We start from the raw sequence: 26,660 nt of genomic DNA on the forward strand, positions 1-26,660 counted from the left end.
ATACTTTTCCTAGCCGGCGGTGCCGGCGGCGGGAGTGATCAGCGGACGGTCCAGATCGTCCCGATGCGATACCAGCACCGGATGGTCGAAGGTCGCCGTCAGACTATCCGGGGTCATGACGCTCCACGGATCGCCGGACGCCAGGACGCGGCCATCGCGGAGCAGGACGACGGTGTCGGCATGGATGGCGGCAAGGTTGGCGTCATGCAGAACAGCCAGGACGCCCCAGCCCTTGCGGGCCAACCCGCCGGCCAGACCGAGCAGCCGGGCCTGATGGCGGATGTCCAGGCTGGAAGTCGGCTCGTCGAGGATCAGGTACCGGGTTCCGGATTGTCCGCCGTCTTCCAACTGCGCGAGGACGCGAGCGAACTGGACGCGCTGGCGTTCGCCTCCCGACAGGGTCGGATAGGCGCGTCCGGCCAGATGCCACACATCGGCCGCCTTCAGGGACGCCTCGGCGGCGGCCATGTCCTCGACACGGGTGGAGCGTGCCCGGTGCGGCGCCCTCCCCAGCATGACCACTTCCGCGACGCTCAGTGGAAACGTCAGCGATACCGACTGCGACAGCACGGCGCGGCGCCGGGCGAGGTCGTGCCGGTTCCAGCGCTTGAGGTCGCGCCCGTCCAGGGCAACCTTGCCGAAGTCCGGTGACGCTTCACCCGACAGCAGCCGGACCAGGGAGGATTTTCCGGCCCCGTTCGGTCCCAGCACGGCGGTCAGGGTGCCGGGACGCACCGCCACTGATACCCCGTCGACGACGAACCTTCCGCCCCGGCGCAGGCTGACGCCTTCGGCTTCGATCATGGCGGGAAGCTCCGCCGCTGGCGGATCAGTAGCCACAGGAAGAACGGACCGCCAAGCAGGGCGGTCACCAGCCCGATCGGCAGTTCCGCCGGAATGACGACGGTGCGTGCCAGCATGTCCGCGCACAGCATCAGCGTTCCGCCCAGCAATGCGGAGGCGGGCAGCAGCAGCCGGTGGCCGGCTCCCGCCATCAGTCTGACCAGATGCGGCACGACAAGGCCGACGAAGCCGATCACGCCGGCCGCCGCCACTCCGGCCCCGACGGCGGCTGCGGTTGCGATGACGATACGGCGCTTGGCGGGCTCGACGTCGAAGCCCAGCAACCCGGCCTCGCGTTCGCCCAGCAGCAGCGCGTCGAGCACGCCGGCCCAGCGGCCGGCCGCGAAGACCGCGCCGAGGGCGAAGGGCGCCAGCCCGAGCACCGTCGTCCACGTCGCTCCGCCAAGCGATCCCATCGACCAGAACGTGATATCGCGCAACTGCCGGTCGTCGCTGCCGAAGATCAGGAAGCCGGTCACGGCGCCCGCGATGGCGTTGATCGCGATGCCGGCCAGCAGTAGGGTCGAGACGTCGGTCCTGCCGTCGTCGCTGGCAATGCGCTGGATCGCCAGCGTGGTGCAAAGGCTGCCGGCGAAGGCGGCCAGCGGCAGGGCTAAGAGGCCGACGGTTCCGGCCAGCAAGGCGGGCACTCCCAGTACGATCACCGCCACGGCCGCCATGGCTCCTCCCGCCGACACCCCGATCAGGCCAGGATCGGCCAGTGGGTTGCGGAACAGGCCCTGCATCACCGCCCCGCTGACGGCCAGCGCCGCACCCAGCCCGAAACCCAGCAGCGTTCGCGGCAACCGGAGATGAAGCACGATCGCCGCGTCGCGCGGGCTGGCGTCCGCCGTGTGAAGAAGCGTCCGCAGCACGGTCCCCGGCGATATCGCCGAGGCGCCGACGCCGAGGCTCGCGATGACGGCGACTACCGACAGCAGCGACAGCAATGTCAGGATGCCGGCGTGCCGGGAGCGTCCTTTCCATGCGGAGTTGGGCATCGGTAGCGAGGTCATAACAGTCCGCCCGGCCTGGGGGCGGCATCGTTCGCCAGATCCTGGGCCAGTTCGGGATGCAGCGACCGCGCAAGGTCGGCCACCGCATCGGGCAGGCGCGGACCGAAGCCCAGCAGGTAAAGGGTATCCATGACGACCAGTCGGCCGCTCGATGCCGCCGGGGTGCCGGCGAACTGGGGCAATGCGAGGACGGCGTCGCGTCCGCCCGCAGCATCCACGGCTTCGGTCGGAAGCAGCAGGACATCGGGCGCCGCATCCAGGATCGCTTCGCCCGAAGCCGGTTTGTAGCCGTCGTAGCCGTCGATGGCATTGATGCCTCCCGCCAGCCGGATCATCGCGTCGGCCGCCGTGTTCCGGCCGGCTGCGACCGGCGCGCCGCCCCCCAGCCCCATCAGGAACAGGACCCTGGGGCGTCCGGCGGCCTTCTCTACGACGCGGCTGACTGCGGCGAGACGGTCCGTGGTTTCCCGCGACATGGTTTCAGCCTCGCCTTGCCTGCCGAGGGCGGCGCCGACCGCCCTGATCTTGTCGGCGACCCCGTCCGGTGTCGGGCGGTCCGGGATAAGCTTCAGCGGTATCCCAAGGCCGCGCATCTGTTCGATCGCGGCGGGTGGCCCGGCGTTGTCGCTCAGCAGGACAAGGTCGGGGTGAAGGGCCGCCACGCCCTCGGCAGACAAGGCGCGCATGTAGCCGACCTGGGGGAGGGCACGCATTTCCGGCGGATGAAGGCTGGTGCTATCTACGGCGACCAGCCGGTCGCCGAGCCCCAACTTGGCTACGATCTCGGTTACCGCTCCGCCGACCGAAACGATGCGCCCGGTCGTTTGGGGGAAGGTCTGCGCCGACACTTGCGGTGCCAGAAGCAGGAGCGCTGCCAGCAAAATCACGGGCTTCATCATGCTTGACCCTCGTGCAACCGCCTTGGCCGTGCCGCACTTCCACGATCCGGCCTTCACTTAATTGATAGTGAGAATCGTTCTTAATTGCAAGGCGGTGAATGGCCCGGCGATGCCTTACATCGGGGTAACTCTCACCGGGTGCTCGGCGTCTTCAGGCGGCTTGCCGGCCTTCCGGTCGGCCGGACACGATATTCGGGTACAGTGCGGAATTCCGGAACGTCCAACGCCAGACCAGACCAGTGCCTCCGGCATAGGTGTTTTGCGTCAATCGCTTAGCACGATCCACCCAGCATATCTAAGGCTGCACCAATGTGGCACGGAACCTGCTGATAGAGGCGCCAGACCGATCGTAAAGCAAGAAGCCTCATCGAGGGAGAAACCACCATGCAGGCCACCGGAAGCGCTGTCGCGGCAGCGCCGGCTTCTCACCAGAAGTTCTATAAACACTTGTATTTCCAGGTATTGGTCGCCATCGTCCTTGGCGTGCTGCTGGGGTATTTCTACCCGCAGCTCGGCGAAAGCATGAAGTGGCTGGGCGACCTGTTCATCAAGCTGATCAAGATGCTGATCGCCCCGATCATCTTCTGCACCGTCGTCCACGGCATCGCCAGCATGGAGGACATGAAGAAGGTCGGTCGGGTCGGCGTCAAGGCGCTGATCTACTTCGAGATCATGACGACCCTGGCCCTGATCATCGGCCTCGTCGTCGTCAACCTGTGGCAGCCCGGCGCCGGCATGAACGTCGATGTCGCCTCGCTCGACACCAAGGCGATCGCCGCCTACACGTCGAAGGCCGCCGAGCAGGGCACCATCGCTTACATCATGCACATCGTGCCGAGCACGGTGGTCGGCGCCTTCGCCGAGGGCGAGATCCTTCAGGTGCTGTTCATCGCCTTGCTGTTCGGCTTCGCCCTGTTCAGCCTGGGCGAGCGCGGCAAGCCGCTGCTGGGCATCATCGACCAGAGCGCCCACGTCTTCTTCAAGATCGTCGGCATCGTCATGAAGGTCGCCCCGATCGGCGCTTTCGGCGCGATGGCCTTCACCATCGGCAAGTACGGCGTCGGCTCGCTGCTGTCGCTGGGTCAGCTCATGCTGGCGTTCTACGCGACCTGCCTGCTCTTCATCTTCCTGGTACTGGGCACGGTCGCCCGGCTGGCCGGGTTCAGCATCGTCAAGTTCATCAAGTACATCAAGGAAGAGCTGCTGATTGTCCTGGGCACGTCCTCGTCGGAATCGGTCCTGCCGCGCATGATCGCCAAGATGGAGAACCTGGGCTGCCAGAAGTCGGTCGTCGGTCTCGTCATTCCGACCGGCTACTCGTTCAACCTCGACGGCACCTGCATCTATCTGACGATGGCCGCGATCTTCCTGGCGCAGGCGACCAACGTCGATCTCTCCCTCAGCCAGGAGATCGGCATCATCGCCGTCCTGCTGCTGACGTCGAAGGGTGCCGCCGGCGTCACCGGCAGCGGCTTCATCGTGCTGGCTGCTACGCTCGCCTCGGTCGGTCACATCCCGGTCGCCAGCATCGCGCTGATCCTGGGCGTCGACCGCTTCATGTCGGAGGCCAGGGCGCTCACCAACCTGATCGGCAACGGCGTTGCAACCGTCGTCGTCGCCAAGTGGGAAGGTGCCCTGGACGTCGACCGCATGAACCGTCACCTCAACAACGAGACGGACGCCGAGGCCGACGATCCCGAATCCGTCCTGGTGACCGAGGAAGAGCAGGCCGGCATCGGCGTCGGCCAGACCTCCGGCGCCCGCGCTTAAGAAACTTGTCCGGCGGCTTCCGGTGACGCAGAGTCGGAGCCGGATTCCGCCTGGGGAGTAAAGCTATGCCGGACAGTCTGAGCGTGCTGCTGGTCGAGGACGACAACGCCGTCAGGGCTTCCAGCATACAGACCCTCCAGATCGCCGGCATCGAAGCCAAGGGCTTCGGTGTCGCCGAGGCGGTCCGCGACCTGCTCCATCCGGAATTCCCCGGCGTCATCGTGACCGATGTCCGGTTGCCGGGGATGGATGGGCTGGCCCTGCTGGAGCAGGCCATGCGGATCGATCCCAAGCTGCCGGTCGTCCTGATGACCGGCCATGGGGACATCGCCATGGCGGTCGAGGCGATGCGGATCGGCGCCTACGACTTCATCGAAAAGCCTTTCGCCACCGACCGTCTGGTCAGCTCGGTCCAGCGGGCGCTGGAGCGGCGCAGCCTGTCGCTGGAAGTCGAGACCCTGCGGCGGAAGCTGTCCGACCGCGAGGGGATCGAGGCCATGATGCTCGGCCAGTCCGCCGCGATCCAGGAAGTCCGCCGCGTGATTCTCCAGGTGGCGGACACCTCCGCCGACGTGCTGATCCTGGGGGAGACCGGCACCGGCAAGGAACTGGTCGCCCGCTGCCTTCACCAGTTCTCAAGGCGGCGCGACCGCAACTTCGTCGCGATCAACTGCGGCGCCATGCCGGAGACCATGTTTGAGAGCGAGGTCTTCGGCCATGAATCCGGCGCCTTCACCGGCGCCAGCCGCCAGCGGATCGGCCGGCTGGAATACGCCGACGGCGGCACGCTGCTGCTGGACGAGATCGAGAGCATGCCGCTGTCGCTCCAGGTCAAACTGCTGCGGGCTTTGCAGGAACACACCATCGAGCGGCTGGGATCGAACCGGGAAATCCCGATCGACGCCCGCATCGTCGCCGCGACCAAGGACGACCTTGGGGAACTGAGCAGGCAGCAGAAGTTTCGCAGCGACCTGTATTACCGCTTGAACGTCGTCTCGGTCGAACTGCCGCCGCTCCGCGACCGGCGCGAAGACATCCCGCTGCTGTTCGAGCACTTCGTCTTACAGGCTGCGGCCCGCTACCGCCGCGACGCCCCAGTCATGTCGGAAACCCAGCGCCGCCAGCTCATGGCCTACAACTGGCCGGGCAACGTCCGCGAACTGCGCAACGTCGCGGAGCGCTTCGTCCTGGGCGTCCACGGCACCAGCCTGGACCTGATCAAGGACGGTCCGGGCGCCACCACCTCGTTTGCCGAGCAGGTGGATGCGTACGAGCGGGCGATTCTGTCGGAAGCGATGTCCCGCCACGAGGGCAACATCGCGGCGGTCAGCGAAAGCCTGAACCTTCCGAAGAAGACGCTCTACGACAAGCTCAAGCGGTTCAATTTGGCGATCGAAACGTTCCGGTAAATCACGCCGCCCCGCGCAGCTCCTCCGCGCGCCGCAGATCGACCGACACCAGTTGCGACACCCCGCGCTCGCCCATCGTGACGCCGAACAGCCGGTCCATGCGGGCCATGGTCAGGCGGTGGTGGGTGATGATGAGGAAGCGGGTGGCGCCGGCGCGGGCCATTTCCTCGACCAGGGTGCAGAAGCGGTCTACGTTGGCCTCGTCCAGCGGCGCGTCGACCTCGTCCAGCACGCAGATCGGCGCCGGGTTGGTCAGGAACACCGCGAACAGCAGCGACAGCGCCGTCAAGGCCTGCTCGCCGCCCGACAGCAGCGAGAGCACCTGGAGCCGCTTGCCCGGCGGGCTGGCGTAGATTTCCAGGCCGGCGTCCAGCGGGTCTTCCGCCTCCGTCAGCTTCAGATAGGCTTTACCGCCGCCGAACAGCCGGACGAACATGTCCTGGAAATGCTTGTCCACGATGTCGAACGAGGCGAGCAGCCGTTCCCGCGCCTCCTTGTTGAGGCTGGAAATGCCCTGGCGCAGCCGGCCGATGGCGGCGACCAAGTCGGCCCGCTCGTTCTGCATGCCGGCGATCTGCTGGTCCAGTTCCGCCGCTTCGGCCTCCGCCAGCAGGTTGACCGGCCCCATGGTCTCGCGCTCGCGCACCAGCTTTTCCAGCTTGGCTTCGATCTGGTGCGGATCGGGGCGCGGTTCGGTGGGCGACATGTCGGCCAGTGCCGCCGTCTGCTCCGGCGCGCATTCCAACCGTTCGGCGATGCGTTCGCGGACGGCATTGAGCGTCTGGCGCGCGGCGGCGACGGCGGCTTCGGCGCGGACGCGGGCTTCCCGCGCGTCGCCTAGGTCCGCTTCGGCCTGACGCAGCCGCTTTTCCGTGGCGGCGAGCTTTACTTCCGCTTCCTTCAGCGTGTCGGAAGCACGCTTCCGCGTCCGTTCCGCGTCGGCGATGCGGTTGAGCAGGTCGGCGCGTTCCGCCTCGATCTCGTCCGGGCGGGTGGCGAGTTCTTCCAACTCTGCCTTGGCGGCTTCGGCCCGCTCCATCAGTTCGGCCAGCCGTTCGTCGGCACCGGCAGAACGGTTGGTCCAGCCGCGCTGTTCGGCCTCGATCGCACCCAGGCGCTGGCGCCGCGCCTGGGCTTCGCGTAGCAGGCGGTCCAGCGCGTTCTGACGCCCGGCCAACTCGCCGCGCCGCTCCGCCAGATCCGCCCGTAGCTCGGCAACCCGCCCGCGCGCTTCGCCCGCTTCCGGCAGCGCTTCCAGCGTGGCACGCGCTTGCGCCACCTGGGCCTGGGCCTCGCGCCGGTCGGTTTCCAGCCGTTCCACGGCTTCGGTCAGCGCCGTCAGGCGCGATGCGGTCGCGGCGGCGGCCTGGGCCAGCTTGGCGTGATGGTCGCGGCTACGGGCCACGGTGCTGAAGGCGTCGCGCATGGCGTCGCGGCAGCGGCGTTCCTGGGCAGCGGCGTCCGCCGCCTGTCCGCGCGCCTGTTCGAACGCCTCGCGCGCTTCGGCGGCGGTGTCCTCCGCCGCGTCCAGTTCCTGCCGGAGTTCCGCCAGCCGGTTACGCTGCTTCAGCCGGATCGCCGCCGCCGTCGGAGCGCCGGCCACGACCGACAAACCGTCCCAGCGCCATGACGCGCCGTCGCGGGTCACAAGGATCTGGCCGGGGGAAAGCTGCGCCGCCAGGGCGTCGCCCTGCGCGGTATCGGCCACTACGCCGATATGCCCAAGGCAGCGCTTCAGCGCCGGCGGCGCCGTGACCCTGGAAGCCAGCGGTTCGACGCCCGGCGGCAGTGCCGCCACGTCGTCCAGGTCGGGCATGGTGCGCCAGTGGACGGCGGCGGCTTCATCCAGCGGCGCCGTCAGGTCGTCGCCCAGCGCCGCCGCTATCGCGACCTCGTAGTCGGGGGCGACGGTCACCGCGTCGATCAGCGGCGGGAACAGGTCGCCGGAACCGGATTCCAGCAACTCGGCCAGGGCCGACGCTTCCGCCTTCAGCTTGGCGCGGGTGCCATCCGCCGCCTGCTGGACCTCGCGCAGGCGGGCCTGCGCCGTCTCGGCGGTCGCCTTGGCCTGCTCGGCGACTTCCGCCCGCTCCCGCGCCATATCCAGCGCTTCCTCGGCGGCGGCGACAGCTTCCTCCGCCGTTGCCATGTCGGGCCGGGATGCGATTTCCGCTTCCAGCGCCGCGCGCTGGCGCTTCTGCTCGTCCAGCCGCTTCGTCGCGGTGGCAAGCCGCTGGTCGAGTTCGCCGGCCTGCCGCAGCAAGGCGGCGCGTCGGCCCTCGTCCGCTGCCGTCCGCTCGGTTAGAGCCGTCAACTCGCGGTCGAGCGCTTCGACCGCCTCGCGGGCTTCCTCCAGGGATTCGCGGGCCGACTCCTCGACGGCGGCTTCGTCGCCCTGTTCCTCGACCAGCGCTTCGCGCTCGTCGGTCAGGCGGGTCAGTGCCGTCCCGGCATCCTCCGCCAGCGCCCGTTCGCGGGCAAGGTCGGTGGCGACCTGGGCCAGCCGACGCTGATTGGCGTTGCGCGCCTCGGCGACGCGCTTTTCCTCGGCGTCCAGCGCCTCGCGGGCGATCACCAGCCGTTGCAACGCCTGCGCCGCCTGGGCTTCGGCCTGCCGCAGCTTCGGCAGGCCCTCGGAGTCGGCTTCCCGTTGCGTGGTTTCCGCCGCTACCGCCTGCATGTGATCGCGGACGGTCACCTCGGCATCGTTGAAGGCGAGGCGGGACGCGGCCAGCGCCCCTTCCGCCGCGACCCATCGCAGGTGGAGAAGGACGGCTTCGGTCTTGCGGATCTGTTCGCTGATGGTGCGATAGCGCGATGCCTGCCGCGCCTGCTTCTTCAGCGTGCCGAGTTGGGCGTCCATCGTCACGATGACGTCGTCCAGCCGCAGCAGGTTGGCTTCGGCCGCCTTCAGCCTCAGCTCCGCCTCATGCCGGCGGGAATGGAGGCCGGTGATGCCGGCGGCTTCCTCCAGCAGGACTCGCCGCTCAGTCGGCTTGGAGTTGATGATGGTGCCGATGCGCCCCTGGCTGACCAGGGCAGGGGAGTTGGCCCCGCTGGCGTTGTCGGCGAACAGCAACTGGACGTCGCGCGCCCGCACCAGCTTGCCGTTGATGCGGTAGTCGGACCCGGAGCCCCGCTCGATCCGCCGCTGGATGTCCAACTCGTCGAAGTCGTTGAAGCCGGCGGGAGCGGTGCGGGACGCGTTGTCGACGCCTAAGCAGACTTCGGCGATGTTGCGGGCGGGACGCTTGTCGGTCCCGCCGAAGATCACGTCGTCCATGTCGTCGCCGCGCATCTTCTTGGCCGAGGTTTCCCCCATGACCCAGCGCAGCGCTTCGACGAGATTGGACTTGCCGCAGCCGTTGGGACCGACGATGCCGGTCATGCCCGGCTCGATCACCAGCTCCGTCTGATCGACGAACGACTTGAAGCCGGAGATCCGGAGCTTTACGAACTGCACGGCGCGGCCGACCCCAATCCAGTCATGCTAAGAGGCGCCCGGTTCCGGTCAGGAACCGAGCTTGTCGATCACCCGCGCGAACTCCGCGATTGGCTGGGCGCCGACGACCTTCTCGATGGTGTCGCCGCGCATGATCACGAAGGTCGGGGTGGACTGGACCTGATACTTCTGCTCGGCCTCCAGCCGCCGCTCGATCAGCTTGTTCGCCAGCGCCTCGTTGGCGAGGCATTCCTTGAACTGCTGGTCGCCGACTCCCGCCAGCTTGCCGGTCTGGGCCAGCGCCTGGGCCGGATCGCTGGCGCCCGCCCACTTGTTCTGGCTTTTGAACAGCACGTCGAGGAAGCCGAAATACCGCTCCGGGTTGGAGCAGCGGGCCAGCATGGAGGCCTGGAGCGCTGCCCGGTCGAACGGGAAGTCGCGGAACACCAGCTTGACCTTGCCGGTGTCGATGAAGTCCTTCTTGAGCTGCGGCAGCGTATTGGCGTGGAAGCTGGCGCAATGCGGGCAGGTCAGGGAGGAGTATTCCAGGATCGTGATCGGCGCGTTGGGATCGCCCAGCACGCGCTCGCTCAAGGGGTCGTTCTTCTCGGCGGCCTGGGCGACCTGGGTGCTGGCCTTCGCCTGCGCCTGAGCCAATTGTGCCTGGACCACCTGGGTCGGTTTGGTCGTTGACGGTGCGGAGTCCGACGGCGACGCGGTGTCGACCGAATCGGCCACGATTACTTCGGGTGCCGGCCTTTCCTTGGCTATGACGCCCGTGTTCATGAAGCCGATACCGGCTCCGGCTGCGACCACGGTGACGATGGCCAATCCCAGCATATAGCGGCGCAAGCTGCCCTCCTGCATACAAGAGCTAGTGAGTATAAGGGTTGCCTACCCGATCGGGCAAGCTTTGGACGGATGAACGGGTTGGATCGCGGGGGTGAAGGGGCGTTCGGGTCAACGGCTGTTCTTGGCATAGACCGCGCGTCCGAGGCGGGCCAGCGATTCGCGCAGGTCCTCGTCCTCAATGGGGCTGGTCGCAAGCTGGATTCCGGCTTCCTCCTCCGGCGTCATCGGACGCTGGACCTTGGGGCGGCGCGGCGCTCCGGGGATCGGTCCCTGGATGAGCCTGATCCGGGCGATGGCCCGGTAGCCGAAGAAAGCGTTGATCCGCTCGATCAACTGGGGTTCGGCGTGCTGGACGTCCAGGGCGGCCGATCCTGAAACCTTGAGGTGTAATGTCGCACCCTCCTTCTGACCGGGAGGGAAGGCCAGTTTCTGTGGCAGGGTGCTGCGGGCAAGCTCCGGCCCCATGATCGTCGCCCAGTCCGTGATGAGGGTGCCGAACGCCATGCCCTTCTTGCCCAGCGCCTTTCCGGCGACCTTGGGCACGATGCGGGCTAGCGGGCGGGGGACTGACATAGGGAGGTCTCCGAAGCGTTGACGGGGTAGGGTGGGTTGTTGCGAGGTCGAGACTATTCTTAACGAAACAATTGATAAAGCACCTGTTGCCGGGCAACAACACCTCATGACGCTTCAGACCGAACCAACGCTATTTCCTCCCAAATCGGCCAGACCGATGGAACCTGCCGAACTGGCCCGTTCCATGCTGGGCTGGTACGACAAGCACCGCCGCGTCCTGCCCTGGCGGGCGCTTCCCGGCAAAACAGCCGATCCTTACCGCGTGTGGCTGTCGGAGATCATGCTCCAGCAGACCACCGTCGCCACCGTCGGACCCTATTTCGAGGAGTTCCTCCGACGCTGGCCGACCACTACCGATCTGGCGGCGGCCGACCTGGACGCCGTCCTTCATGCCTGGGCCGGGCTTGGCTATTACGCGCGGGCTCGCAACCTGCATAAGTGCGCCAAGACGGTTGCCGAGCAGCATGGCGGCGTCTTCCCCGATAATGAAGAGCAATTGCGGCAACTTCCAGGCATCGGCGCCTACACCGCCGCCGCTGTCGCCGCCATCGCCTTCGACCGCCGCGCTACCGTGCTGGACGGCAATGTCGAGCGGGTCATGTCGCGGCTGTTCGCCGTGGAGGAACCGCTGCCCAGCGTCAAGCCGAAGCTCCGCGCGTTGGCCGACACGATCACGCCTGAGCGCAGGCCCGGCGACTACGCTCAGGCAGTGATGGACTTAGGGGCCACCGTCTGCATCCCGCGCCGGCCGCGCTGCGGCCAGTGCCCCTGGCACGACGCCTGCGCGGCGCGGGCGGCCGGCATCGCCGAAACCTTGCCGCGCAAGGCCGCCAAGGCGGAGAAGCCGATTCGGCGCGGCATGGCGTTCTGGCTGATCAATCCTGAGGGATCGGTACTGCTGCGCCGCCGCCCCGAAAGCGGGCTGCTGGGCGGGATGATCGAGGTGCCGTCGAGCGACTGGCTTGAGCGCGCGGCTCCCGGACTGGGTGCTGTGCAGGAGCAAGCCCCGGTCGAGGCGGCGTGGCGGATGCTGCCGGGGCAGGTCCGCCATACCTTCACCCACTTTCACCTTGAACTTGGCCTCGCGGCGGCGCGATTTGGGCCGAAGGACGGCGACGGCTGGAAACGAGCCGAGGGGATCTGGGTGCCGGTGGACCGCCTGTCCGAGCACGCGATCCCCACGGTGATGCGGAAGGTCGTCCGCCACGCCCTGGGGTCGGTGTAAGATTGGGATTGGGGTGAACGATGCGGATTCGCGGCTTGGTCTTCGCGGTGCTGGCGCTGCTGGTGTCGAATCCGCCCGGCGCCTGGGCGGGCGGCAATGCCGGCAGATCCGTGGATTTGGAACTGGTGCTGGCGGTCGATGCGTCCGGCAGCATCACGACCGGCGCGCTGGAGTTCCAGTTGCGCGGCCATGCCGCCGCCTTCCGCGACCCCCAGGTAGCGGATGCGCTGACGGTCGGCGGCAACAGAGCGATAGCCGTGACTCTGGTCCAGTGGGCCGGGCCGAACACGCTGGAGACGGTGGTGCCCTGGACCCGGATCGCCGATCCGGCCGATGCCAAGCGGTTCGCCGACAGCATCGCCGACATGACGCGCCCGCCGCGCGACGGCAGCACCGCGATGGGCAGCGCCATCGACCGGGCGGTGGACCTGTTCGACGGCAACGGCTTCACGGCGTCCCGGCGCGTGATCGACATATGCAGCAACGGCTTCAGCAATGCCGGCGTCGATGTGTCCGGCGCCCGCGACCGTGCTGTCGCGCGGGGCGTGACCGTCAACGCGCTGGCGATCCTGGACGAGTACGACTGGCTGGAAGAGTATTACGTGGAAAGCGTGATCGGCGGACCGTTCGCCTTCGTCCGCACAGCGGAAAGCCGCGACAGCTTCGCGAATGCGATCCTGCACAAGCTGGTCGAGGAAATCTCAGGCGTGCCGGGCGGGGGAGAGGGGGAGGCGGCACTTACGGACGTGGTGTTGGGCCACGGCCCAACCTACGAAGTTCCGTAGGTTGGGCCGTGGCCCAACACCACTTGATCGATGCCTCAGACCTGCTTGCGCTCGATCTCGACGCCGATGCTGGCGGCTTCGGGGAAGACGTCCAGCTTCTCGACCCGCACCGTGGCGATCTTGACCCGGCGGTCGATCAGGCAGCGGTCGGCGATCCGCTCGGCCAGCGTCTCGACGAGGTTGACGTGGCCGGCGTTCACGATCTCCCGGACCGACGCGATCATGGTGTCGTAGGACACCACGTCGGCAAGGTTGTCGGTCGGCGGGCCGGGCCGCAGCTCGACCTTGAGGTCAAGGTTGACGCGGACGCGCTGGGGCTTGTCGCGTTCATGGTCATAGGCGCCGATCATCGCATCGAGCACCAGATCACGGACGAAGACATGGGTGAGGGGGCGGTCGGCGGCGGGACGGGCCACCGGTGCGACGACTTGGGCGAAAAGCTTGTTCATGGCGCGCTGATTTATCATCCCCATACCCCTGAAGCCAAGCGTCGCCTGTGAAACAATTAAGAGCGGCCTAGCAATGCAGCTCTGCGAGAACTTTCTGTCGCAGCATGTCGATCGGCCGCAACTCCTCCGAAGTGGCCTCGAAGTGCCAGAAAGTCCAGCCATTACACGCGGGCAACCCTTGCATTGCCGCTCCGACCTGATGGATCGAGCCGCAATGGTTGCCCAGATGGTTGGTGCCGATCAGCATGCCGTCGGCCCTGACATGGGCGGTGTGCTTGCGCCGCTGGTCGAACAGCGTCGTCCCCGGATGCAGCAGCCCGCGCTCGACCAGCCAGCCGAACGGCACGCGCGGCGCCTGACGCTTGGTCGGGGCGTAGAGCAGTTCCTTGTCCGGCGCCTCGCTGACGGCGGCGATGCGGGCGTTGGCGATCTGGGCATACTGGTGCTCGCGCTCCACCCCGATCCACGACCGGCCGAGCCGCTTGGCGACCGCCCCCGTCGTGCCGGTGCCGAAGAACGGGTCCAGCACCACGTCGCCCGGCTTGGTCCCGGCCATGATGCAGCGGTAAAGCAGCGCTTCCGGCTTCTGGGTCGGGTGCGCCTTGTTGCCCTCGGCGTCCTTCAGCCGCTCCGGCCCGGTGCAGAGCGGGAACAGCCAGTCGCTCCGCATCTGGAGGTCGTCGTTGAGGCTCTTCATCGCCTCGTAGGCGAAGTGGTACTTGGCGTCCTTGGACTTGGCGGCCCAGATCAGCGTCTCGTGCGCGTTGGTGAAGCGCCGACCCCGGAAATTGGGCATCGGGTTGGTCTTGCGCCACACGATGTCGTTGAGCACCCAGAACCCGAGGTCCTGGAGGATCGAGCCGACGCGGAAGATGTTGTGGTAGCTGCCGATCACCCACAGCGACCCATCGTCCTTCAGCGCGTGCCGCGCCGCCGACAGCCAGTCGCGGGTGAAGCGGTCATATGTGGCGAAGTCGGCGAACTTGTCCCAGTCGTCGTCCACCCCCTCGACCCGCGAGTGGTTCGGGCGCAGCAGGTCGCCGCCCAACTGGAGATTGTAGGGAGGGTCGGCGAAGACCATGTCCACAGAGCCGGCCGGCAGGCCGTTCATCACGGTGACGCAGTCGCCGACCAGGATGCGGTTTTGGTGCAAGGGAACCACGGTCGGTGATGCCTTGGCGAGGGGCCTGCTGAGGGCCTTGGGGGAAAGTGCTTGACTCATCGGCGCAAGATGAGTCGTGCGCGAATCCGCGTCAATCCTTATTTGCGGCTTGTCGAGTCGTAAACGTTTTTAGATCATACCGTTGCCGCCAGCACAGCCTTGACGGGACCGAAGCTGCGCCGGTGATGCGGTGTAATTCCCAGTGAAATCAGTGCTTTGCGGTGTTCGATCGTTGGATACCCGGCATTTCTCTCCCAACCGTAGCCGGGATATGCCAGCGCCAGTTCTGCCATGATCCGGTCGCGTTCCACCTTCGCAACGACCGACGCGGCGGCAATCGAGAGCGACGCGGCGTCGCCGCCCACGATGGTACGCATGGCGCAACTCAGGTCGGGCGTCCTGTTGCCGTCGATCAATGCCACGCCGGGGGTGATTCCCAGCCCCTCGACCGCCCGCTTCATGGCCAGCAGACTCGCGTGTAAGATGTTGAGCCGGTCGATCTCCCCGACATCGGCCATCCCGACCGCTACGCGGCAGCACCCCAATATCAGCGGCGCCAACTCCTCCCGCACCTTCGGCTTCAGCAGCTTGCTGTCGTTGACCAGGGCCGCCAGGGCCGGCGGCAGTCCTTCGGGCGGCAGGACGGCGGCTGCCGCCACGACAGGACCGGCCAGCGGACCGCGCCCGACTTCGTCGACACCGCAGACGATGACGCCGGTACCGTAACCGGCTGCTATTTCATGGTAAAGGTCAGGCATGGCGAGAAACGCTTCACAGCCGTTTGCGGGGAATATCAGAAGGGTGATGTCGCATACGGAACACACCCCCGGATACCCAAAAGGGTATCACCCAAAACACGACTGTTGGGTATCATGCCTGAAGCTACACATTACCATCCTAATTCATCGAGGCCCTGAAAAAGGGTGACATTTCTAGGACATCAACCGAGGGTGCCGAAATGGGTGCAATAAATCAGACGGTCGACATCGGCGAGGAACTGGAAGAGGAAGACCTGGACTTCGGCCAAGCCGATCTGCTGACGCAGGCTCAGAAGATACTCCTGAGACTGGTCTTGCAGGACGACCCGGCGGAACTCCGCCGCGTGGCCTCCCGCTATCTGGCCGACAGCATGTCCCCGGCGGCGGTACGCGCGGCGCTTGGGCCGGAGCGTATGATGTAGGGTTGTGGGGAAGGGCAGGCCGCGTGGTCAGTCGATCACCACCAGGCGGCCTTCGCGCCAATCGGGTTGGTCCTTGAAGGAATAGGTGACGCTGACGCCAAGCTTGTTCAGGTAGCGGGTCAGGCGATCCACAGTATAGTCGCTGTCCCATTTGCCGCGCAGCAGGGTGGACACCTTCGACTGGGGCAGGCCGATGATATCACCGGCCTGTTTCTGCGTAAGGCCGCGCTCGTCTATCACCTTCTGGATTTTGCGCACGATCCTGGCCTTGACCGCCTCTTCATCGGGGTTGGCGAAGTCGAGATCGGCGAAGACATTGCCGCTTCCGATTTCAACAAGCAGGTCGCCTGTCGCGTCCTGGTCAACAACTTGCTTATCGTCGGCCATCTTCAGCCTCCTGATCTATTGACGCGTCTTATCTGCTTTGCAGCATGCGATCAGATTCAGTCCATCAACCGATGCCCGGAACCGGTCGACCGCCTTGAGGCGCTCTATGATCCTGTCGATATCTTCTTGAGGTGTTTCTATGCCCCGCTTCGACTTCTTCTGAAAGCAGTGAAGGATATAAACGGCTTCCTCATGCTCAACTGTGAAGACTGACCGATAGGTATCCCCGCCTTCGTCATCACAAATCTCGCGAACCTTACCGCCCTTGAATTCCTTCCGTCCAGTCAGGAACTTGATAGCCTCGTCGCTCTCTCCATTTTGGACCTTGCCGAGGACGTAGCCCATTGTCCGGCGAACGTCCTCCGGCATCTTCAGCAAATCCTTCTTTGAGGACCCGATCCATACAAGGGTCTTTTCCTCGTCCATCGCTTCATGCTCCAGAATATCCCCTGCAGGGTATAAAATCAACACCCGTCTAAAGTGGTAGCTTGCATCTGGAGCCGGAGCAAAGGGAAAGGGGCCGATGGATCGATGAGGCGGATCACCCTGTCAGGCCGCAACGGGGAGGCGGAAGCGGGCTGCTGGCGTTGGCGTCAATGCCGGCGTCAGCGCCGCCATGGCGGTTGAGGCGAATAGGGAATTGGCGGCGGGTGGTTTGGTGAGGACACGGGACAGGTCATTAACTGGGGTCACTATCCTTGCCGCTTGAGTAAGGTCATCAACCGACGTCACTATCGGGGACGGCAACGCCTCAGCCTTGGGCGTGATCGCCTTGGCGGGCTGGGGGAGGGGGTCGAGTTCCTCTTCCGGATCGCAATCGAGGTCTTCCTGATCGGCGTCGGGGTGGCGCCGGTCCAGGTTGTAGTGGTGCGCGATGCGCCGGTCCTGGATGACGCCGCCCAGCTTCAGGCGGAACTCGATGGCGCGGAGTGTTAGACCGCAGCTTTTCTTTTCCATCGCGTCGGTGATGATGTCCCCGACCAGAACGGTGGCTTCGTCGAGCAGGGTCTGATGGTCGGCCCGGCGATTGGCGCGGAGTTGCTGGACCCGGACGCGGATTTCCGGCTGGCTCATCAGCAACGCGCCGCGCTGCTTGGCGCCCTTCGCCGAGTATCCCGCGCGCCGGGCCGCTTCGGCTCCGCCCACATCGCAGGCCATGGCCTGACAGAAAGCCTCCTGCCGGTCGGTCAGGCGGATGACGGGCAGGGCGGTGGCTGGAACTGGCGGCATGGTGGGGACTCTTCGGCAGGAGGATTAGGAACGATATAAGGAAATTTATCCTATATTTTGGGCGAAGCGCAAGCCCATTCATATGGGCGGTGTTTTCCGGCATGGTGTGTGGATGATCGAACGACGTGGTGTCGGGCTGAAGAGGCCCGACCTACGGTTGACGCTGCTGGGAATGTCGCTCGTAGGTCGGGCCTCTTCAGCCCGACACCCCGTCATTTCACTGGAACGGCGACAGAAAACAAAACCCGCTCCACCGACCCACGGCTGGCAGAGCGAGCAGCGCCGCCGTAATGGAAAAGGCTTCGGCGTTGCACGCCGGCTTTCCACCAGGATCATCAGGGACGCGCTTCACGAATGCCGGGTCTTTCATGATACGGGCGGTGGACGCGGGCGGTCTGCGCCAGCCCGAAAGTAGTATATCCAAACATATGACGTATTTCGTATTACCCCTGAGGCCGTTTCAGAGTCCCGAGCCGGCAATTACTCACCGATCCTTCCGACTGAAGGACCGGAACGAGGCTGCCATGCGCGAGGACTTGGGGAAAGCGGCGCTTTTAAGAGTTTAGGGGGAAACAATGCTGAAGAACCTTGGCGTCAAGGCTCGTAGAACCATGCGCGCATTTCTGGGCACGACCGTCGCGGCGGCATTCTGCGCCGTAGTCTCGCCGGCTCTTGCCGGATCGGTGACCCAGCCGGGCGAAACCATCGGTCTGGCTGCCGGAGCGCCGCTGCCCGAGGGCGTCTACTTCGTCAATACGCTCAACTGGGGTGTCCGCAAGGGCGATAACGGCGCCGACGACGTGACGCTGGGCGTCAACATCCCCGTGCTCGCCTGGGCCACGCCGACGACGATCGCCGGAGGCCGCCTGCAACTGCTGGGCGCCTTGCCGGCACTTGAAGTCGGAGTCCAGGACGCCGACCACGACAGCGGCCTCTACAACCCCTTCCTCGCCGCCCAACTCGCCTGGGACCTGGGAAGCGGCTTTGGCGTCAGCTATATGCTCGGCATCTACCTGCCGGTCGGGAACAAGCTGGGCTTCGACACGACGTCGATCACCCAGCGCGCCGCCGTCAGCTACACCGCCGACGGCTGGAACCTGACCGCCAACGGCATCTACGGCATCGCCACGGATTCCGTGTCCAAGACGACCAACCCCGACTTCGTCAACCTGGACCTGACCGCGACGAAGTCGCTGGGCAAGTGGTCGGTTGGCCCCGTCGCTCTCGCGTCATGGGATGTCAACAAGCCGACCGCCACTTATAAGAAGCAGAGCCAGTTCGCCATGGGCGGTCTGGTTGGGTATGGGGTCGACCAGTTGACGGTGCAGGCGTATTTGACCAGCACGGTCGCGCAGGAGAACTACGGCGGGAATGACACGCGGGGTTGGGGGCGGGTGATTCTGCCGTTCTGAGACGGGGTAGGGAGGGGGGTGGACGCAGGCGTGCGCTGCGCCCAGGCTTTCTGGACGCTATGGCAATGGAGATTTTAGAAGGCGATCCTGGATGTTGCTCGCCACAAGCCATTCTCTTCTCGGTCCTGCACACTAACTCGTGCATAAAGGGAGCAAATCACAAAAGGTGTTCTTTAGCGATAACGATCAACGCATTTTTCTGGAATTGATCGAGTAATCTATCGACTAGATAGCATGCTGCATGCTTAGAGCCCGTTTGATAATTCGGAAAACATATATCCTGCTGTGGTTAAGTGCCTTGCAACATACAATAGGACATGTTGTGTAATACTTATCAAGCAAGATCTAAGTAATTGTCATAACTGAAATATATAATAACTATGATTTATTTTTACCTATTATAGTAAATATATTTTTTTAAATTGCTTTAAGCTGTGCATATAATCTTGATTGAACGTATTTCCTTGCAGCATCATTCACAAAATTGAACTGATATTCTGTCTCCGCATCAGGAAAATCTTTCCAACTTTCGCCAATATTTATTTCTTTGGTCTCAGCTGCTGTGCGCACGCGCGGAGTTTGAAAATATTGTGGCTGCGTAAATTGAATTTTTGAAGCCAAATAATCATACAAATTTGCGTATACTACGCCAAGTTCTGTAACTTGGTTCCGAAGATCAGTGATGCTCTGCAAGACAACAGCTTGAGCATTATCGACCGGATTGCTGCTTTTCTCCAGTTCAATAACACCGAGTGCATCCAAAATGGGGTTCTGGGGTTCGAAACCATCTTCCTTGGTGCTTCGTACTTGATTGGCAAGTTCAGCCTTAGCCTTCTCACCCCCTCTTAGATCGAGGTTGAACTTGATCGTGCGGTAGGATGTCACATCGAATGGGATTGTATCTGCGTCTCGGATCATGTGGATTATCGGCGTGCCGAGCGCGTGCCTTAATGCCAGTTCATAGAATCATTTGGATTCCTGTGGCTGAGATCAGCCACCACCAGATCTGCTTCTTTGATCATCTTGATAATCTGGTTGGTGATGTGCCCTGGCTTACGTATCTTGTCGGCTCGATCAGCTCGGTACCCGAACTCCGTTGACTCGACAACCGGCTTGATGATGAGGTCGAATAGGTCATCAGCATGTTGGCGGAAGTCCGACCCCTCTTCACCGATGGGACCAATGACGAAACAAAGCGGCTGTGACATATCTAGATTGTCCTTGAATTTACATTTGAAACCTTGAGGCGACATAATGAAATCGGCATTGCGGAATTGAATAAACTATGATGTTCAGCGATATCCCAAGCGAATGAGCCCCACGACAATTCTTACCATAGCGCTGCGATGACACAATAAAGAACTACCTATATTGACGAGGATCAAACTTTCGCCACTCACCACAGCGGACTCAACGGTGGATTCGTCACATCATGCTAAGCCGCTTCGCCATGGACCTTTCGCGCGGGCCACAGAGATCATCGTGACTGCAAATTATCAGTAGATGGACGATATTATCTTTGTCGCGATAAACGAGGCAGGAGTCGCCAGCCAAATGGCATTCCGAATACTCGCTTAAGCGACCCTTGAGCTTATGGTCGCTCGGCATCCTGTCTGGAGGCCTTTTCTTTTTGGCGGCGACGAACTCTGCAAACCGCTTGGCAATATCAGGATTCTTCTTCAGATGTTCGATATAATTTTCCTTAAATTCGATTGATTTTTTGAAGCTTGCTTCTCGTTTTTGATCATCCGCCATAGTTCGCGCTTTTTATGATTTGGTTTAAATGTTCAGTTCGGCCAGCAAATCGTCGGCAGACTGCTCGGGAGCTTTTTGGGCGGACTCGAAGGCTCCATGAACGCGAGCGACAAAGCTGTCTTTATACTCATCGTTCAGGTCAAGCTTGGGAAGCCAGTATTCTTTAAAATGCTGTGTCATATCTTCAAACGCGATTTCCGCGCTCCTCGCCCGCTTGTAGGAGCCAATCCACGTCGGCTCCGTATGAGTAAGATCGACCAAATAACCAGCCGAGTATTTTCCGAACTTCTCGCACGTTATCCGTAGAGCGATTTCAGCTTCCTTGTCGGCGATGGCTATCGCTCCTTCGACAGTCTCGATGGGATGACGGCCGCATGCCTTGAATTCATGATAACTGTCCGGGACTACAGGTCCCATATCCCATGCCTCAATGCTTTCATCGAACAGGCGACGGTCGTAGAGAGCCCCGAACAAGCCCTGTGAAAAGTACAGAAGCTTCTGGAGTTTCAGATTGGTCACAAGGTCGCTCATCTCGTCCTTGGCGAACCAATCGACGATGAATGCCGATACATCATGAGCCCGAGTCACTGCCTTCATGTTCCTCCTCCGTTCCCCTTTTAGCGCAAGCGAAAGCAAGCTTCAAGGGTTCGGCCCACAGGACATTAGACCACTGTGGGAAGAGTGTACATGTGCCAGATTCGCCTACCATTCAAGGAGTACCGAACCACATGAGCACGCTGCCGACAGATGGCGAAGAAGGGCCGGAGACGCGGACTCACGCCAAGTCACCAGCATCAGAGTCAGTCACGAATTCGTTATCGCCGTCAAGATGTTCGCTTTATGTTCATGATCAATCATTGTATCCTCCCCGCCATGGACGAGATCCGGCGCACTGCCCTGAAAGGCCGGGGGGCGATCAGCAACGAGTCGTCGCGCTTCGAGCGCGAGCGGCGGGTGCTGGTCGATGACGGCTGGGATGCCAGGGGAGAGGACGGGCGGGAGGAGGAGCGGGGGCCGGCCACGGTGGTCGGGGACGATTCGGCACGGACGGCGATCACGCGCAATGCGTCTCCGGATGTACCGTTCGACCAGTCGCTCAACCCCTACAAGGGCTGCGAGCACGCTTGCATCTACTGTTTCGCGCGGCCGACCCACGCCTATCTCGGGCTGTCGCCGGGGCTGGATTTCGAGACGCGGATCTTCCGCAAGAAGAACGCGGCGGAGCTGCTGGAGCGGGATCTTCGTGCAAAGAATTATGTCTGCCAGCCGCTCGCCATCGGGGCCAATACCGACCCCTACCAGCCGGTCGAGCGGACGGAGCGGATCACTCGCTCGGTGCTGGAGGTCTGCCGCGACTTCAACCAGCCGGTCGGGATCATCACCAAATCGGCGCTGGTGACGCGCGACCTCGACATCCTGGGGCCGATGTCGGAACGCGGGCTGGCGGCGGTCGCAATCTCCGTGACGACGCTGGACAGGGAGCTGGCGCGGCGGATGGAGCCTCGGGCCAGCACTCCGGCGCGGCGGCTGGAAGCGGTCCGGGAACTGACAGCCGCCGGGGTGCCGGTCTCGGTGCTGGCAAGCCCGATGATCCCCGCGCTGAACGACCACGAACTTGAAGCTGTTCTGGAGGCCGGCGCCGCCGCCGGGGCGGTCGGGGGCAGCTATATCATGCTGCGGCTGCCGCTGGAGATCAAAGACCTGTTCGAGGAATGGCTGCGCGAGCACGTGCCCGACCGCGCCGACCGGGTGCTGAGCCTGATCCGGCAGGCGCGGGCCGGCGGGTTGTACCAGTCGGAGTTCGGGACCCGGATGACCGGGACCGGCCCGATCGCGGAGTTGCTGTCGCGGCGCTTCAAGCTGGCGTGCCGCCGGCTGAACCTTACCGGCCGGCGCTGGGACTTGGACTGTACACAGTTCCGCCCGCCGCCGAAGGCGGGGGATCAGTTGTCGCTGCTGTAGGGGGCATTTTTGTGCAGTCAATGTAATACCAACGGCATTAAACATTAACCGGTCTGGAGCGTTAGATGTCGGGCTGAAGAGGCCCGACCTACGTCAGCGTGCTTTTGCCAGCATATTTTTTGTAGGTCGGGCCTCTTCAGCCCGACATCTTTGCCGGAACTCACCGGTCAATCTTCAATGCCGTTGGTATAATACCAGGAGCTGAAGATTTTGACCGGCGGCCGGCAAGTGTCGGGCCGTGGCCCAACAAACACCGTCCTCACAGGTCAATCTCTTCCGCCCTTGATATGATACCAGCCGCCGAACACGTCGGCCTAATCGCGGCTGTCGCGGCGGATACGGGATTCGCCGAACAGAGCCACCTGGGCTGCTGTTTCCGGCGGGCCTTCGGGGTGACTCCGGACCAGTACCGCTCGGACAGTCCGGTCACATCCGTTCTATAAACGGACCGCTCGTGCCTGTTACCTCTCAGGCCATGCTTTACCGTGGAGTACGACCGTGTCCCCGTTATTTCTTCCCTTTTCCTACCTGCTGGTCGTCGGCGCCGGCGTCAGCGTTGCGCTTCAGCAGGTTCTGAACGCCAATCTGCGCACGCAACTCGGGTCACCGTGGTGGGCAGCCTTCGTAAGCTATGCGGTTGGCATGCTGGTCATGCTGGTCGTGGCGCTGACCGCATCCGGCCCCAGATTATCGATTTCTCCCACGGATGGCGTTTCCTGGCTGGCATGGACCGGTGGAATATTCGGAGCGATATTCATAGGCACCGCCGTTCTCATGGTGCCAACCATGGGCGCCGCGACGGTCCTTTCGCTGATCGTGGTGGGCCAGATGCTCGGTTCGCTCGTGTTCGATCACTTCGGCATTCTCGGACTTCCCCATCAGCCCATCAGCCTCGTCCGGCTGGCAGGCGCTGCCTTTCTGGTCCTGGGCGTCATTCTGGTCCGGAAGGCGTGAGAAGAAGCCCCATGAAGTCGGCTAACTTTGCCGACTGGATCATGCCGCGGGTCAGAGCGTCGCCCGCACCTTCGCGATGGTCGCCGGGTCGAAGAAGTCCTCGATACGCGCCTGGACGTGGGCGATGGTGCGCGGGTCGACTCCGGCGCTGTGCGCCGTCGAGCCCTCGACCTTCCAGCGGGCCATCCACGACAGCGTGCGCAGCCATGTCAGCCGCCGGGTCGGGGTGAACCAGGGGCGGGTCGATTCGACCACGGCGGGGGGAGCGGCGCTGCTCCAGGTCTCGTAGAAACCGGCCGTCTCGTCCGGGGTCAGGACGGCGGCGACATCCGGGTCCCAGGTGGTGGAGGTGTAGAGCGTCGCGTGGGCAAGGTCGATCGCCGGCAGCCCGTCGGTCGCCTTCTCCAGGTCCACGAACCAGGCCTTGCCCTCGGCGTCGATCAGGAAGTTGCCGGGGTGCGTGTCGGTCCCGACCATCGTGATCGGAGGGGCCGGAGACGTTGGCAGGGTATGGACCCAGTCCAGCTCGGCGTTCAGATGCGCCAGGGTCTCGGGGTGTAGCCCGGCCTTGTCGAAATAGGCCGCTTGGCGCTCGATCACCTGGACGGTGGCGATGACGGGGTTAGGCGCCGGGTCGGACGGCAGCGCGTGGATCGCGGCCAGCGCCTTGGCTATCGCGGGGTAGTCTTCCGACAGACGGGGAGGGCGGCCGGAGATTTCCTCGACCAGCAAGGCGCCCATCGGTAGGTCCGGGCCGGGCTCCAGCGTGCCGATCAGGCGCGGCGTGTGGCCGGAGGGGGCGGCGCGGGTGAAGGCGGTGGCCTGGTGGCGCAGATTGGCAGCGGCGTCCAGGTCGATCTGGCTCCAGCGCGGGACGCGGGCCAGCATGCCGCCGGGCAGGCGGAAATGGGCATGCGCCATTCCCTTGGGCGGCAGGGCTGCGGGCAGCGAGGACAAGTCCAGCCGCTGCTGCAAGGCTTGAGCGAGCAGTGAATCAGGCAATGCTTCAGGCACCGGTTGTTTTCAGGTGCTCCGTCAGGCGCGGCATCAGTTCGACCAGATTGCAGGGGCGATGCCTGTTGTCGAGCTGGAACTTGAGGATGCCGTCCCAGGCGTCGCGGCAGGCGCTGGGCGATCCCGGCAGGGCGAACAGGTAGGTATTGCCGGTGACGCCGCCGGTGGCGCGGCTCTGGATCGTCGAGGTGCCGACCTTCTCGTAGCTGATCATGCGGAACAGCTCGCCGAAGCCGGGGATTTCCTTGTCGTAGATGGCGTGGAAGGCCTCGGGCGTCACGTCGCGGCCGGTGACGCCGGTCCCGCCGGTGGAAATCACCACGTCGATCGCCGGATCGTCGATCCAGGCGCGGAGCTGGGCGGTGATCGACGGGACGTCGTCCTTGACGATGGCGCGGGCGGCCAGACGGTGGCCGTCGGCGGTCAGCCGCTCGACCAGCGTGTTGCCGGACTTGTCGTCCGCTTCGACCCGTGTGTCGGAAACGGTCAAAACAGCGATGTTGACGGCGAGGAAGGGGCGGGACTCGTCAATCTTTGCCATTGGAGGCTACCTGCTCATCTGACTCTTGGCCGGGTCCCCCATCGGGAACGTCGGCGTCCATCGCCATATAAACCGGCCAGCGGCCTCCTGCAATGGCCTCCAGCGACGGAGCCGGCTGGCCCAGGCGCTGCTGGTAGATCCAGTAGTTGGTCAGCACCTGCTCGACGAAGTGCCGGGTTTCCCGGACCGGAATGCTCTCGATGAACAGCACGGGGTCCTTGATCCGGGACAGCTTCTTCCGCCAGGACTCGAGGTTTCCAGGGCCGGCGTTGTAGGCGGCGATGGTCAGGATCAGGTCGTTCTCAATGCCCTTCTGGTCCAGCAGATAGCGGACATAGTGCTGGCCGAGCGTGACGTTGGTTTCCGGCTCGTACAGGTCGGGCTTGCGGCCCAGATCAGTTGTCAGCTTGTCGGCGACATAGGTCGCGGTCGCCGGCATGAGCTGCATCAGGCCACGGGCACCGGCGCCGCTGCGGGCGGTCGGGTCGAACCGGCTTTCCTGCCGCATCAGCGCGAACAGCAGCGCCCGGTCCACCGTGAAGCCGCCGTTCGGCTCCCACGGCGGCAGCGGGTACAGCGCCGAGTCGTAGGGAGCGCCGTCGGACGCGGTCAGGACGCTGCCCAGCCGCATGGCGAGCGCCGGCATCCTGCCCATGTCGGCCATGGCGATGACGGCCTGTTCCAGCGAGTCGTCGCCGCGCGGGTCGATCCGGCGAAGCTCCTGCTCGGCGGCGTCGCGCTGGCCGGCCTGGAGCAGGGCGATGGCGCGGCGGCCGGACGGGATTTCCGCCAGCAGGCGGACGTGGTGGCGGGTCAGGACGGGGGCGCGCAGGTCGTTCTCTCCCCCCTTGCCAAGCGCTTGGCGGGCTATCAGACCGTAGAAGGTGCGGGTGTGCTGGGCGGCAAGCTCCAGCCACTTCGTCGCCTCGCCGGAACGGCGGGCGCGCTGGTGCGAGCGGGCGGCCCAATAGGCGCCGGCCGCCTGATCCCAGGGGGAGGCCGACTTGGTCTGAGCCAGCGCCTGGAACGCCTTGGCGGCCTTGTCGTTCTGGCCGGCCTTCCAGGCGGCGATGCCGACGTTCCAGTTGCCGCTGCGCGTCGCCGAGGGTGGTTCCGGCTCCCTGCGTGGCACCGGGGCAACCGCTATGGCAGCGGAGGTCGGGATGGTCACGGCGGAGGGCGGCAGGATCGACGAGCTTTCGTCATCCGTCGAGGCAAGCTCGACCTTCGTGGCGGCCGGCGTCCTGACCGAGCGTCCGCGCGGCGTGCTGACGGTCGCCCCTGCCGCAAGTCCTCGGGCGGAGTCGAAAGCGCCGTTGGGGCCGGGGGGAACCGCGTTGCCGTCGCGCGAGGGCGCCGGAGGCTTGCGGTCGCCGCGCGCCATGCGCTTCAGCGCAAGCTGGTAGACCTTGTCGGCGCCGGCGTGGTCGGCATAACGCTCCAGCCAGCCGCGAAGCTCGCTGTAGGTCGCCTTGTGGGAGGGGTGCATAAGCCGCTGATATTCGACATGGCCCATCAGGCGCATGTCGGTGACGTCGGCGGTCAGCTTGTCGGCGGCGCGCCAGTCGGCTGCGTCCTGAAGCTCGAATATGCGGCGGTAGCGGTCAGCTTCCTGCTGGTTGAGCTGAGCTTCGTGGATGCCTGGGCGACTCTGCCGGCTGGGTACAACCGGACTGTCCACCGACCAGGGGGCCGACGACTCTTCAGTTCTGTAAGCGGTGTCCCGGTCGCGCGCTATGGCCTGACCGGCACCCCAAAAAGGGAGCTGGATCAAGACCGTAAGGCACAGGAAGGCACCGC

The 26,660-nt window shown here is 64.3% G+C and carries 27 protein-coding genes; 8 read left to right on the top strand and 19 right to left on the bottom strand.

The features are described 5' to 3' along the window. Positions 1-9: 9 nt before the first annotated feature. The 3 genes from N826_RS28095 to N826_RS28105 are packed head-to-tail and all read right to left on the bottom strand — an operon-like array spanning position 10 to position 2,758. A complete protein-coding gene (locus N826_RS28095) occupies positions 10-804 on the bottom strand; it encodes a heme ABC transporter ATP-binding protein (RefSeq protein ID WP_044434297.1) in 795 nt (264 codons plus the stop codon). Beyond that, entirely contained in the window at positions 801-1,859 is a 1,059-nt protein-coding gene (locus tag N826_RS28100) for a FecCD family ABC transporter permease (protein ID WP_044434299.1), read from the bottom strand. Before N826_RS28100 ends, N826_RS28095 begins: the two co-directional genes overlap by 4 nt. Next, positions 1,856-2,758, bottom strand: coding sequence for a heme/hemin ABC transporter substrate-binding protein (locus N826_RS28105; protein ID WP_044434301.1), 903 nt, complete (start codon positions 2,756-2,758; stop codon positions 1,856-1,858). Before N826_RS28105 ends, N826_RS28100 begins: the two co-directional genes overlap by 4 nt. 384 nt (positions 2,759-3,142) lie before the next feature. On the opposite strand from N826_RS28105, the gene N826_RS28110 reads away from it, so the two are divergent. Then, on the top strand, positions 3,143-4,528 hold the full coding sequence (locus tag N826_RS28110; protein WP_044434303.1) for a dicarboxylate/amino acid:cation symporter: 1,386 nt from the start codon (positions 3,143-3,145) through the stop codon (positions 4,526-4,528). A gap of 65 nt (positions 4,529-4,593) precedes the next feature. Continuing rightward, a complete protein-coding gene (locus tag N826_RS28115) occupies positions 4,594-5,937 on the top strand; it encodes a sigma-54-dependent transcriptional regulator (RefSeq protein WP_044434305.1) in 1,344 nt (447 codons plus the stop codon). A 1-nt stretch (position 5,938) separates the two neighbouring features. Here N826_RS28115 and smc read toward each other — a convergent pair whose 3' ends face one another. The 3 genes from smc to N826_RS28130 all read right to left on the bottom strand — a co-directional run bounded on the left by smc (position 5,939) and on the right by N826_RS28130 (position 10,804). Continuing rightward, complete coding sequence (smc, locus tag N826_RS28120) at positions 5,939-9,400, bottom strand: chromosome segregation protein SMC (RefSeq protein ID WP_044434307.1); 3,462 nt, start codon at positions 9,398-9,400, stop codon at positions 5,939-5,941. 48 nt (positions 9,401-9,448) lie between these two features. Then, on the bottom strand, positions 9,449-10,231 hold the full coding sequence (locus tag N826_RS28125; protein WP_244619678.1) for a DsbA family protein: 783 nt from the start codon (positions 10,229-10,231) through the stop codon (positions 9,449-9,451). A gap of 108 nt (positions 10,232-10,339) precedes the next feature. Further along, positions 10,340-10,804 carry a DUF721 domain-containing protein gene (locus N826_RS28130; protein ID WP_044434308.1) on the bottom strand — a complete coding sequence of 155 codons (465 nt, stop codon included), beginning with the start codon at positions 10,802-10,804 and terminating at the stop codon, positions 10,340-10,342. Positions 10,805-10,910: 106 nt separating this feature from the next. On the opposite strand from N826_RS28130, the gene mutY reads away from it, so the two are divergent. Then, entirely contained in the window at positions 10,911-12,029 is a 1,119-nt protein-coding gene (gene mutY, locus N826_RS28135) for an A/G-specific adenine glycosylase (RefSeq protein WP_373866644.1), read from the top strand. Positions 12,030-12,049: 20 nt separating this feature from the next. Then, positions 12,050-12,814: a DUF1194 domain-containing protein gene (locus N826_RS28140; RefSeq protein WP_063772332.1), complete on the top strand. Its 765-nt coding sequence runs from the start codon at positions 12,050-12,052 to the stop codon at positions 12,812-12,814. A 35-nt stretch (positions 12,815-12,849) separates the two neighbouring features. Here the strand turns inward: N826_RS28140 and folB are convergent, their stop codons facing one another. The 3 genes from folB to N826_RS28155 all read right to left on the bottom strand — a co-directional run bounded on the left by folB (position 12,850) and on the right by N826_RS28155 (position 15,183). Continuing rightward, positions 12,850-13,263, bottom strand: coding sequence for a dihydroneopterin aldolase (gene folB / locus N826_RS28145; protein ID WP_044434310.1), 414 nt, complete (start codon positions 13,261-13,263; stop codon positions 12,850-12,852). A gap of 67 nt (positions 13,264-13,330) precedes the next feature. Further along, a complete protein-coding gene (locus N826_RS28150) occupies positions 13,331-14,374 on the bottom strand; it encodes a site-specific DNA-methyltransferase (RefSeq protein WP_044434373.1) in 1,044 nt (347 codons plus the stop codon). Between the two features lie 185 nt (positions 14,375-14,559). After that, positions 14,560-15,183 (bottom strand): ribonuclease HII, encoded by a 624-nt coding sequence (locus N826_RS28155; RefSeq protein WP_044434311.1) that lies wholly within the window; start codon positions 15,181-15,183, stop codon positions 14,560-14,562. A 200-nt stretch (positions 15,184-15,383) separates the two neighbouring features. Here N826_RS28155 and N826_RS28160 point away from each other — a divergent pair, with 200 nt between their 5' ends. After that, positions 15,384-15,605 (top strand): hypothetical protein, encoded by a 222-nt coding sequence (locus tag N826_RS28160; protein WP_044434312.1) that lies wholly within the window; start codon positions 15,384-15,386, stop codon positions 15,603-15,605. Between the two features lie 27 nt (positions 15,606-15,632). On the opposite strand, the gene N826_RS28165 is transcribed toward N826_RS28160, so the two are convergent. From N826_RS28165 to N826_RS28175, 3 genes are all read right to left on the bottom strand, one after another. Next, a complete protein-coding gene (locus N826_RS28165) occupies positions 15,633-15,992 on the bottom strand; it encodes a helix-turn-helix domain-containing protein (protein WP_044434314.1) in 360 nt (119 codons plus the stop codon). Positions 15,993-16,007: 15 nt separating this feature from the next. Continuing rightward, positions 16,008-16,418 (bottom strand): type II toxin-antitoxin system RelE/ParE family toxin, encoded by a 411-nt coding sequence (locus N826_RS28170; protein ID WP_044434316.1) that lies wholly within the window; start codon positions 16,416-16,418, stop codon positions 16,008-16,010. A 123-nt stretch (positions 16,419-16,541) separates the two neighbouring features. Next, on the bottom strand, positions 16,542-17,222 hold the full coding sequence (locus N826_RS28175) for a terminase small subunit (protein WP_044434318.1): 681 nt from the start codon (positions 17,220-17,222) through the stop codon (positions 16,542-16,544). 575 nt (positions 17,223-17,797) lie between these two features. On the opposite strand from N826_RS28175, the gene N826_RS28180 reads away from it, so the two are divergent. Further along, positions 17,798-18,634: a transporter gene (locus N826_RS28180; RefSeq protein ID WP_044434320.1), complete on the top strand. Its 837-nt coding sequence runs from the start codon at positions 17,798-17,800 to the stop codon at positions 18,632-18,634. A gap of 417 nt (positions 18,635-19,051) precedes the next feature. Here N826_RS28180 and N826_RS43425 read toward each other — a convergent pair whose 3' ends face one another. From N826_RS43425 to N826_RS28195, 4 genes are all read right to left on the bottom strand, one after another. Further along, positions 19,052-19,552, bottom strand: coding sequence for a hypothetical protein (locus tag N826_RS43425; RefSeq protein ID WP_147040955.1), 501 nt, complete (start codon positions 19,550-19,552; stop codon positions 19,052-19,054). 29 nt (positions 19,553-19,581) lie between these two features. Next, positions 19,582-19,842, bottom strand: a complete 261-nt coding sequence (locus N826_RS28185) for a hypothetical protein (RefSeq protein WP_052832189.1) — start codon at positions 19,840-19,842, stop codon at positions 19,582-19,584. Positions 19,843-20,059: 217 nt separating this feature from the next. Beyond that, positions 20,060-20,389 (bottom strand): type II toxin-antitoxin system YafQ family toxin, encoded by a 330-nt coding sequence (locus tag N826_RS28190; RefSeq protein WP_044434322.1) that lies wholly within the window; start codon positions 20,387-20,389, stop codon positions 20,060-20,062. 24 nt (positions 20,390-20,413) lie between these two features. Further along, entirely contained in the window at positions 20,414-20,986 is a 573-nt protein-coding gene (locus N826_RS28195) for a Panacea domain-containing protein (RefSeq protein WP_052832191.1), read from the bottom strand. A gap of 276 nt (positions 20,987-21,262) precedes the next feature. Here N826_RS28195 and N826_RS28200 point away from each other — a divergent pair, with 276 nt between their 5' ends. Both N826_RS28200 and N826_RS28205 read left to right on the top strand, forming a co-directional pair. After that, a complete protein-coding gene (locus N826_RS28200; protein ID WP_044434377.1) occupies positions 21,263-22,351 on the top strand; it encodes a PA0069 family radical SAM protein in 1,089 nt (362 codons plus the stop codon). A gap of 498 nt (positions 22,352-22,849) precedes the next feature. Next, the gene (locus tag N826_RS28205; protein ID WP_044434324.1) at positions 22,850-23,305 is read left to right on the top strand and encodes a DMT family transporter; all 456 of its coding nucleotides are present in this window, start codon (positions 22,850-22,852) and stop codon (positions 23,303-23,305) included. 51 nt (positions 23,306-23,356) lie between these two features. Here N826_RS28205 and N826_RS28210 read toward each other — a convergent pair whose 3' ends face one another. From N826_RS28210 to N826_RS28220, 3 genes are read right to left on the bottom strand one after another with little or no spacing between them, the layout of a single operon-like run. Further along, on the bottom strand, positions 23,357-24,307 hold the full coding sequence (locus tag N826_RS28210; RefSeq protein ID WP_244619677.1) for an aminoglycoside phosphotransferase family protein: 951 nt from the start codon (positions 24,305-24,307) through the stop codon (positions 23,357-23,359). 4 nt (positions 24,308-24,311) lie between these two features. Further along, positions 24,312-24,860, bottom strand: coding sequence for a molybdenum cofactor biosynthesis protein B (gene moaB / locus N826_RS28215; protein WP_044434326.1), 549 nt, complete (start codon positions 24,858-24,860; stop codon positions 24,312-24,314). Further along, positions 24,847-26,634, bottom strand: coding sequence for a lytic transglycosylase domain-containing protein (locus N826_RS28220; RefSeq protein WP_169789427.1), 1,788 nt, complete (start codon positions 26,632-26,634; stop codon positions 24,847-24,849). Before N826_RS28220 ends, moaB begins: the two co-directional genes overlap by 14 nt. Positions 26,635-26,660 lie beyond the last annotated feature (26 nt).

It is taken from the genome of Skermanella aerolata KACC 11604 (genome assembly GCF_000936425.1).
In the GTDB taxonomy this organism is placed as follows: Bacteria; Pseudomonadota; Alphaproteobacteria; order Azospirillales; family Azospirillaceae; genus Skermanella; species Skermanella aerolata.

Coding starts and splice junctions, on each gene's coding strand:
- N826_RS28175 (WP_044434318.1), bottom strand. CDS start 17,222: ATGCCGCCAGTTCCAGCCACCGCCCTGCCCGTCATCCGCCTGACCGAC.
- N826_RS28185 (WP_052832189.1), bottom strand. CDS start 19,842: ATGTCACAGCCGCTTTGTTTCGTCATTGGTCCCATCGGTGAAGAGGGG.
- N826_RS28165 (WP_044434314.1), bottom strand. CDS start 15,992: ATGGCCGACGATAAGCAAGTTGTTGACCAGGACGCGACAGGCGACCTG.
- N826_RS28140 (WP_063772332.1), top strand. CDS start 12,050: ATGCGGATTCGCGGCTTGGTCTTCGCGGTGCTGGCGCTGCTGGTGTCG.
- N826_RS28155 (WP_044434311.1), bottom strand. CDS start 15,183: ATGCCTGACCTTTACCATGAAATAGCAGCCGGTTACGGTACCGGCGTC.
- N826_RS28200 (WP_044434377.1), top strand. CDS start 21,263: ATGGACGAGATCCGGCGCACTGCCCTGAAAGGCCGGGGGGCGATCAGC.
- N826_RS28195 (WP_052832191.1), bottom strand. CDS start 20,986: ATGAAGGCAGTGACTCGGGCTCATGATGTATCGGCATTCATCGTCGAT.
- N826_RS28130 (WP_044434308.1), bottom strand. CDS start 10,804: ATGTCAGTCCCCCGCCCGCTAGCCCGCATCGTGCCCAAGGTCGCCGGA.
- N826_RS28115 (WP_044434305.1), top strand. CDS start 4,594: ATGCCGGACAGTCTGAGCGTGCTGCTGGTCGAGGACGACAACGCCGTC.
- N826_RS28105 (WP_044434301.1), bottom strand. CDS start 2,758: ATGATGAAGCCCGTGATTTTGCTGGCAGCGCTCCTGCTTCTGGCACCG.
- N826_RS28180 (WP_044434320.1), top strand. CDS start 17,798: ATGCTGAAGAACCTTGGCGTCAAGGCTCGTAGAACCATGCGCGCATTT.
- mutY (WP_373866644.1), top strand. CDS start 10,911: ATGACGCTTCAGACCGAACCAACGCTATTTCCTCCCAAATCGGCCAGA.
- N826_RS28095 (WP_044434297.1), bottom strand. CDS start 804: ATGATCGAAGCCGAAGGCGTCAGCCTGCGCCGGGGCGGAAGGTTCGTC.
- N826_RS28100 (WP_044434299.1), bottom strand. CDS start 1,859: ATGACCTCGCTACCGATGCCCAACTCCGCATGGAAAGGACGCTCCCGG.
- moaB (WP_044434326.1), bottom strand. CDS start 24,860: ATGGCAAAGATTGACGAGTCCCGCCCCTTCCTCGCCGTCAACATCGCT.
- N826_RS28150 (WP_044434373.1), bottom strand. CDS start 14,374: ATGAACGGCCTGCCGGCCGGCTCTGTGGACATGGTCTTCGCCGACCCT.
- N826_RS43425 (WP_147040955.1), bottom strand. CDS start 19,552: ATGATCCGAGACGCAGATACAATCCCATTCGATGTGACATCCTACCGC.
- folB (WP_044434310.1), bottom strand. CDS start 13,263: ATGAACAAGCTTTTCGCCCAAGTCGTCGCACCGGTGGCCCGTCCCGCC.
- N826_RS28170 (WP_044434316.1), bottom strand. CDS start 16,418: ATGGACGAGGAAAAGACCCTTGTATGGATCGGGTCCTCAAAGAAGGAT.
- N826_RS28160 (WP_044434312.1), top strand. CDS start 15,384: ATGGGTGCAATAAATCAGACGGTCGACATCGGCGAGGAACTGGAAGAG.
- N826_RS28110 (WP_044434303.1), top strand. CDS start 3,143: ATGCAGGCCACCGGAAGCGCTGTCGCGGCAGCGCCGGCTTCTCACCAG.
- N826_RS28190 (WP_044434322.1), bottom strand. CDS start 20,389: ATGGCGGATGATCAAAAACGAGAAGCAAGCTTCAAAAAATCAATCGAA.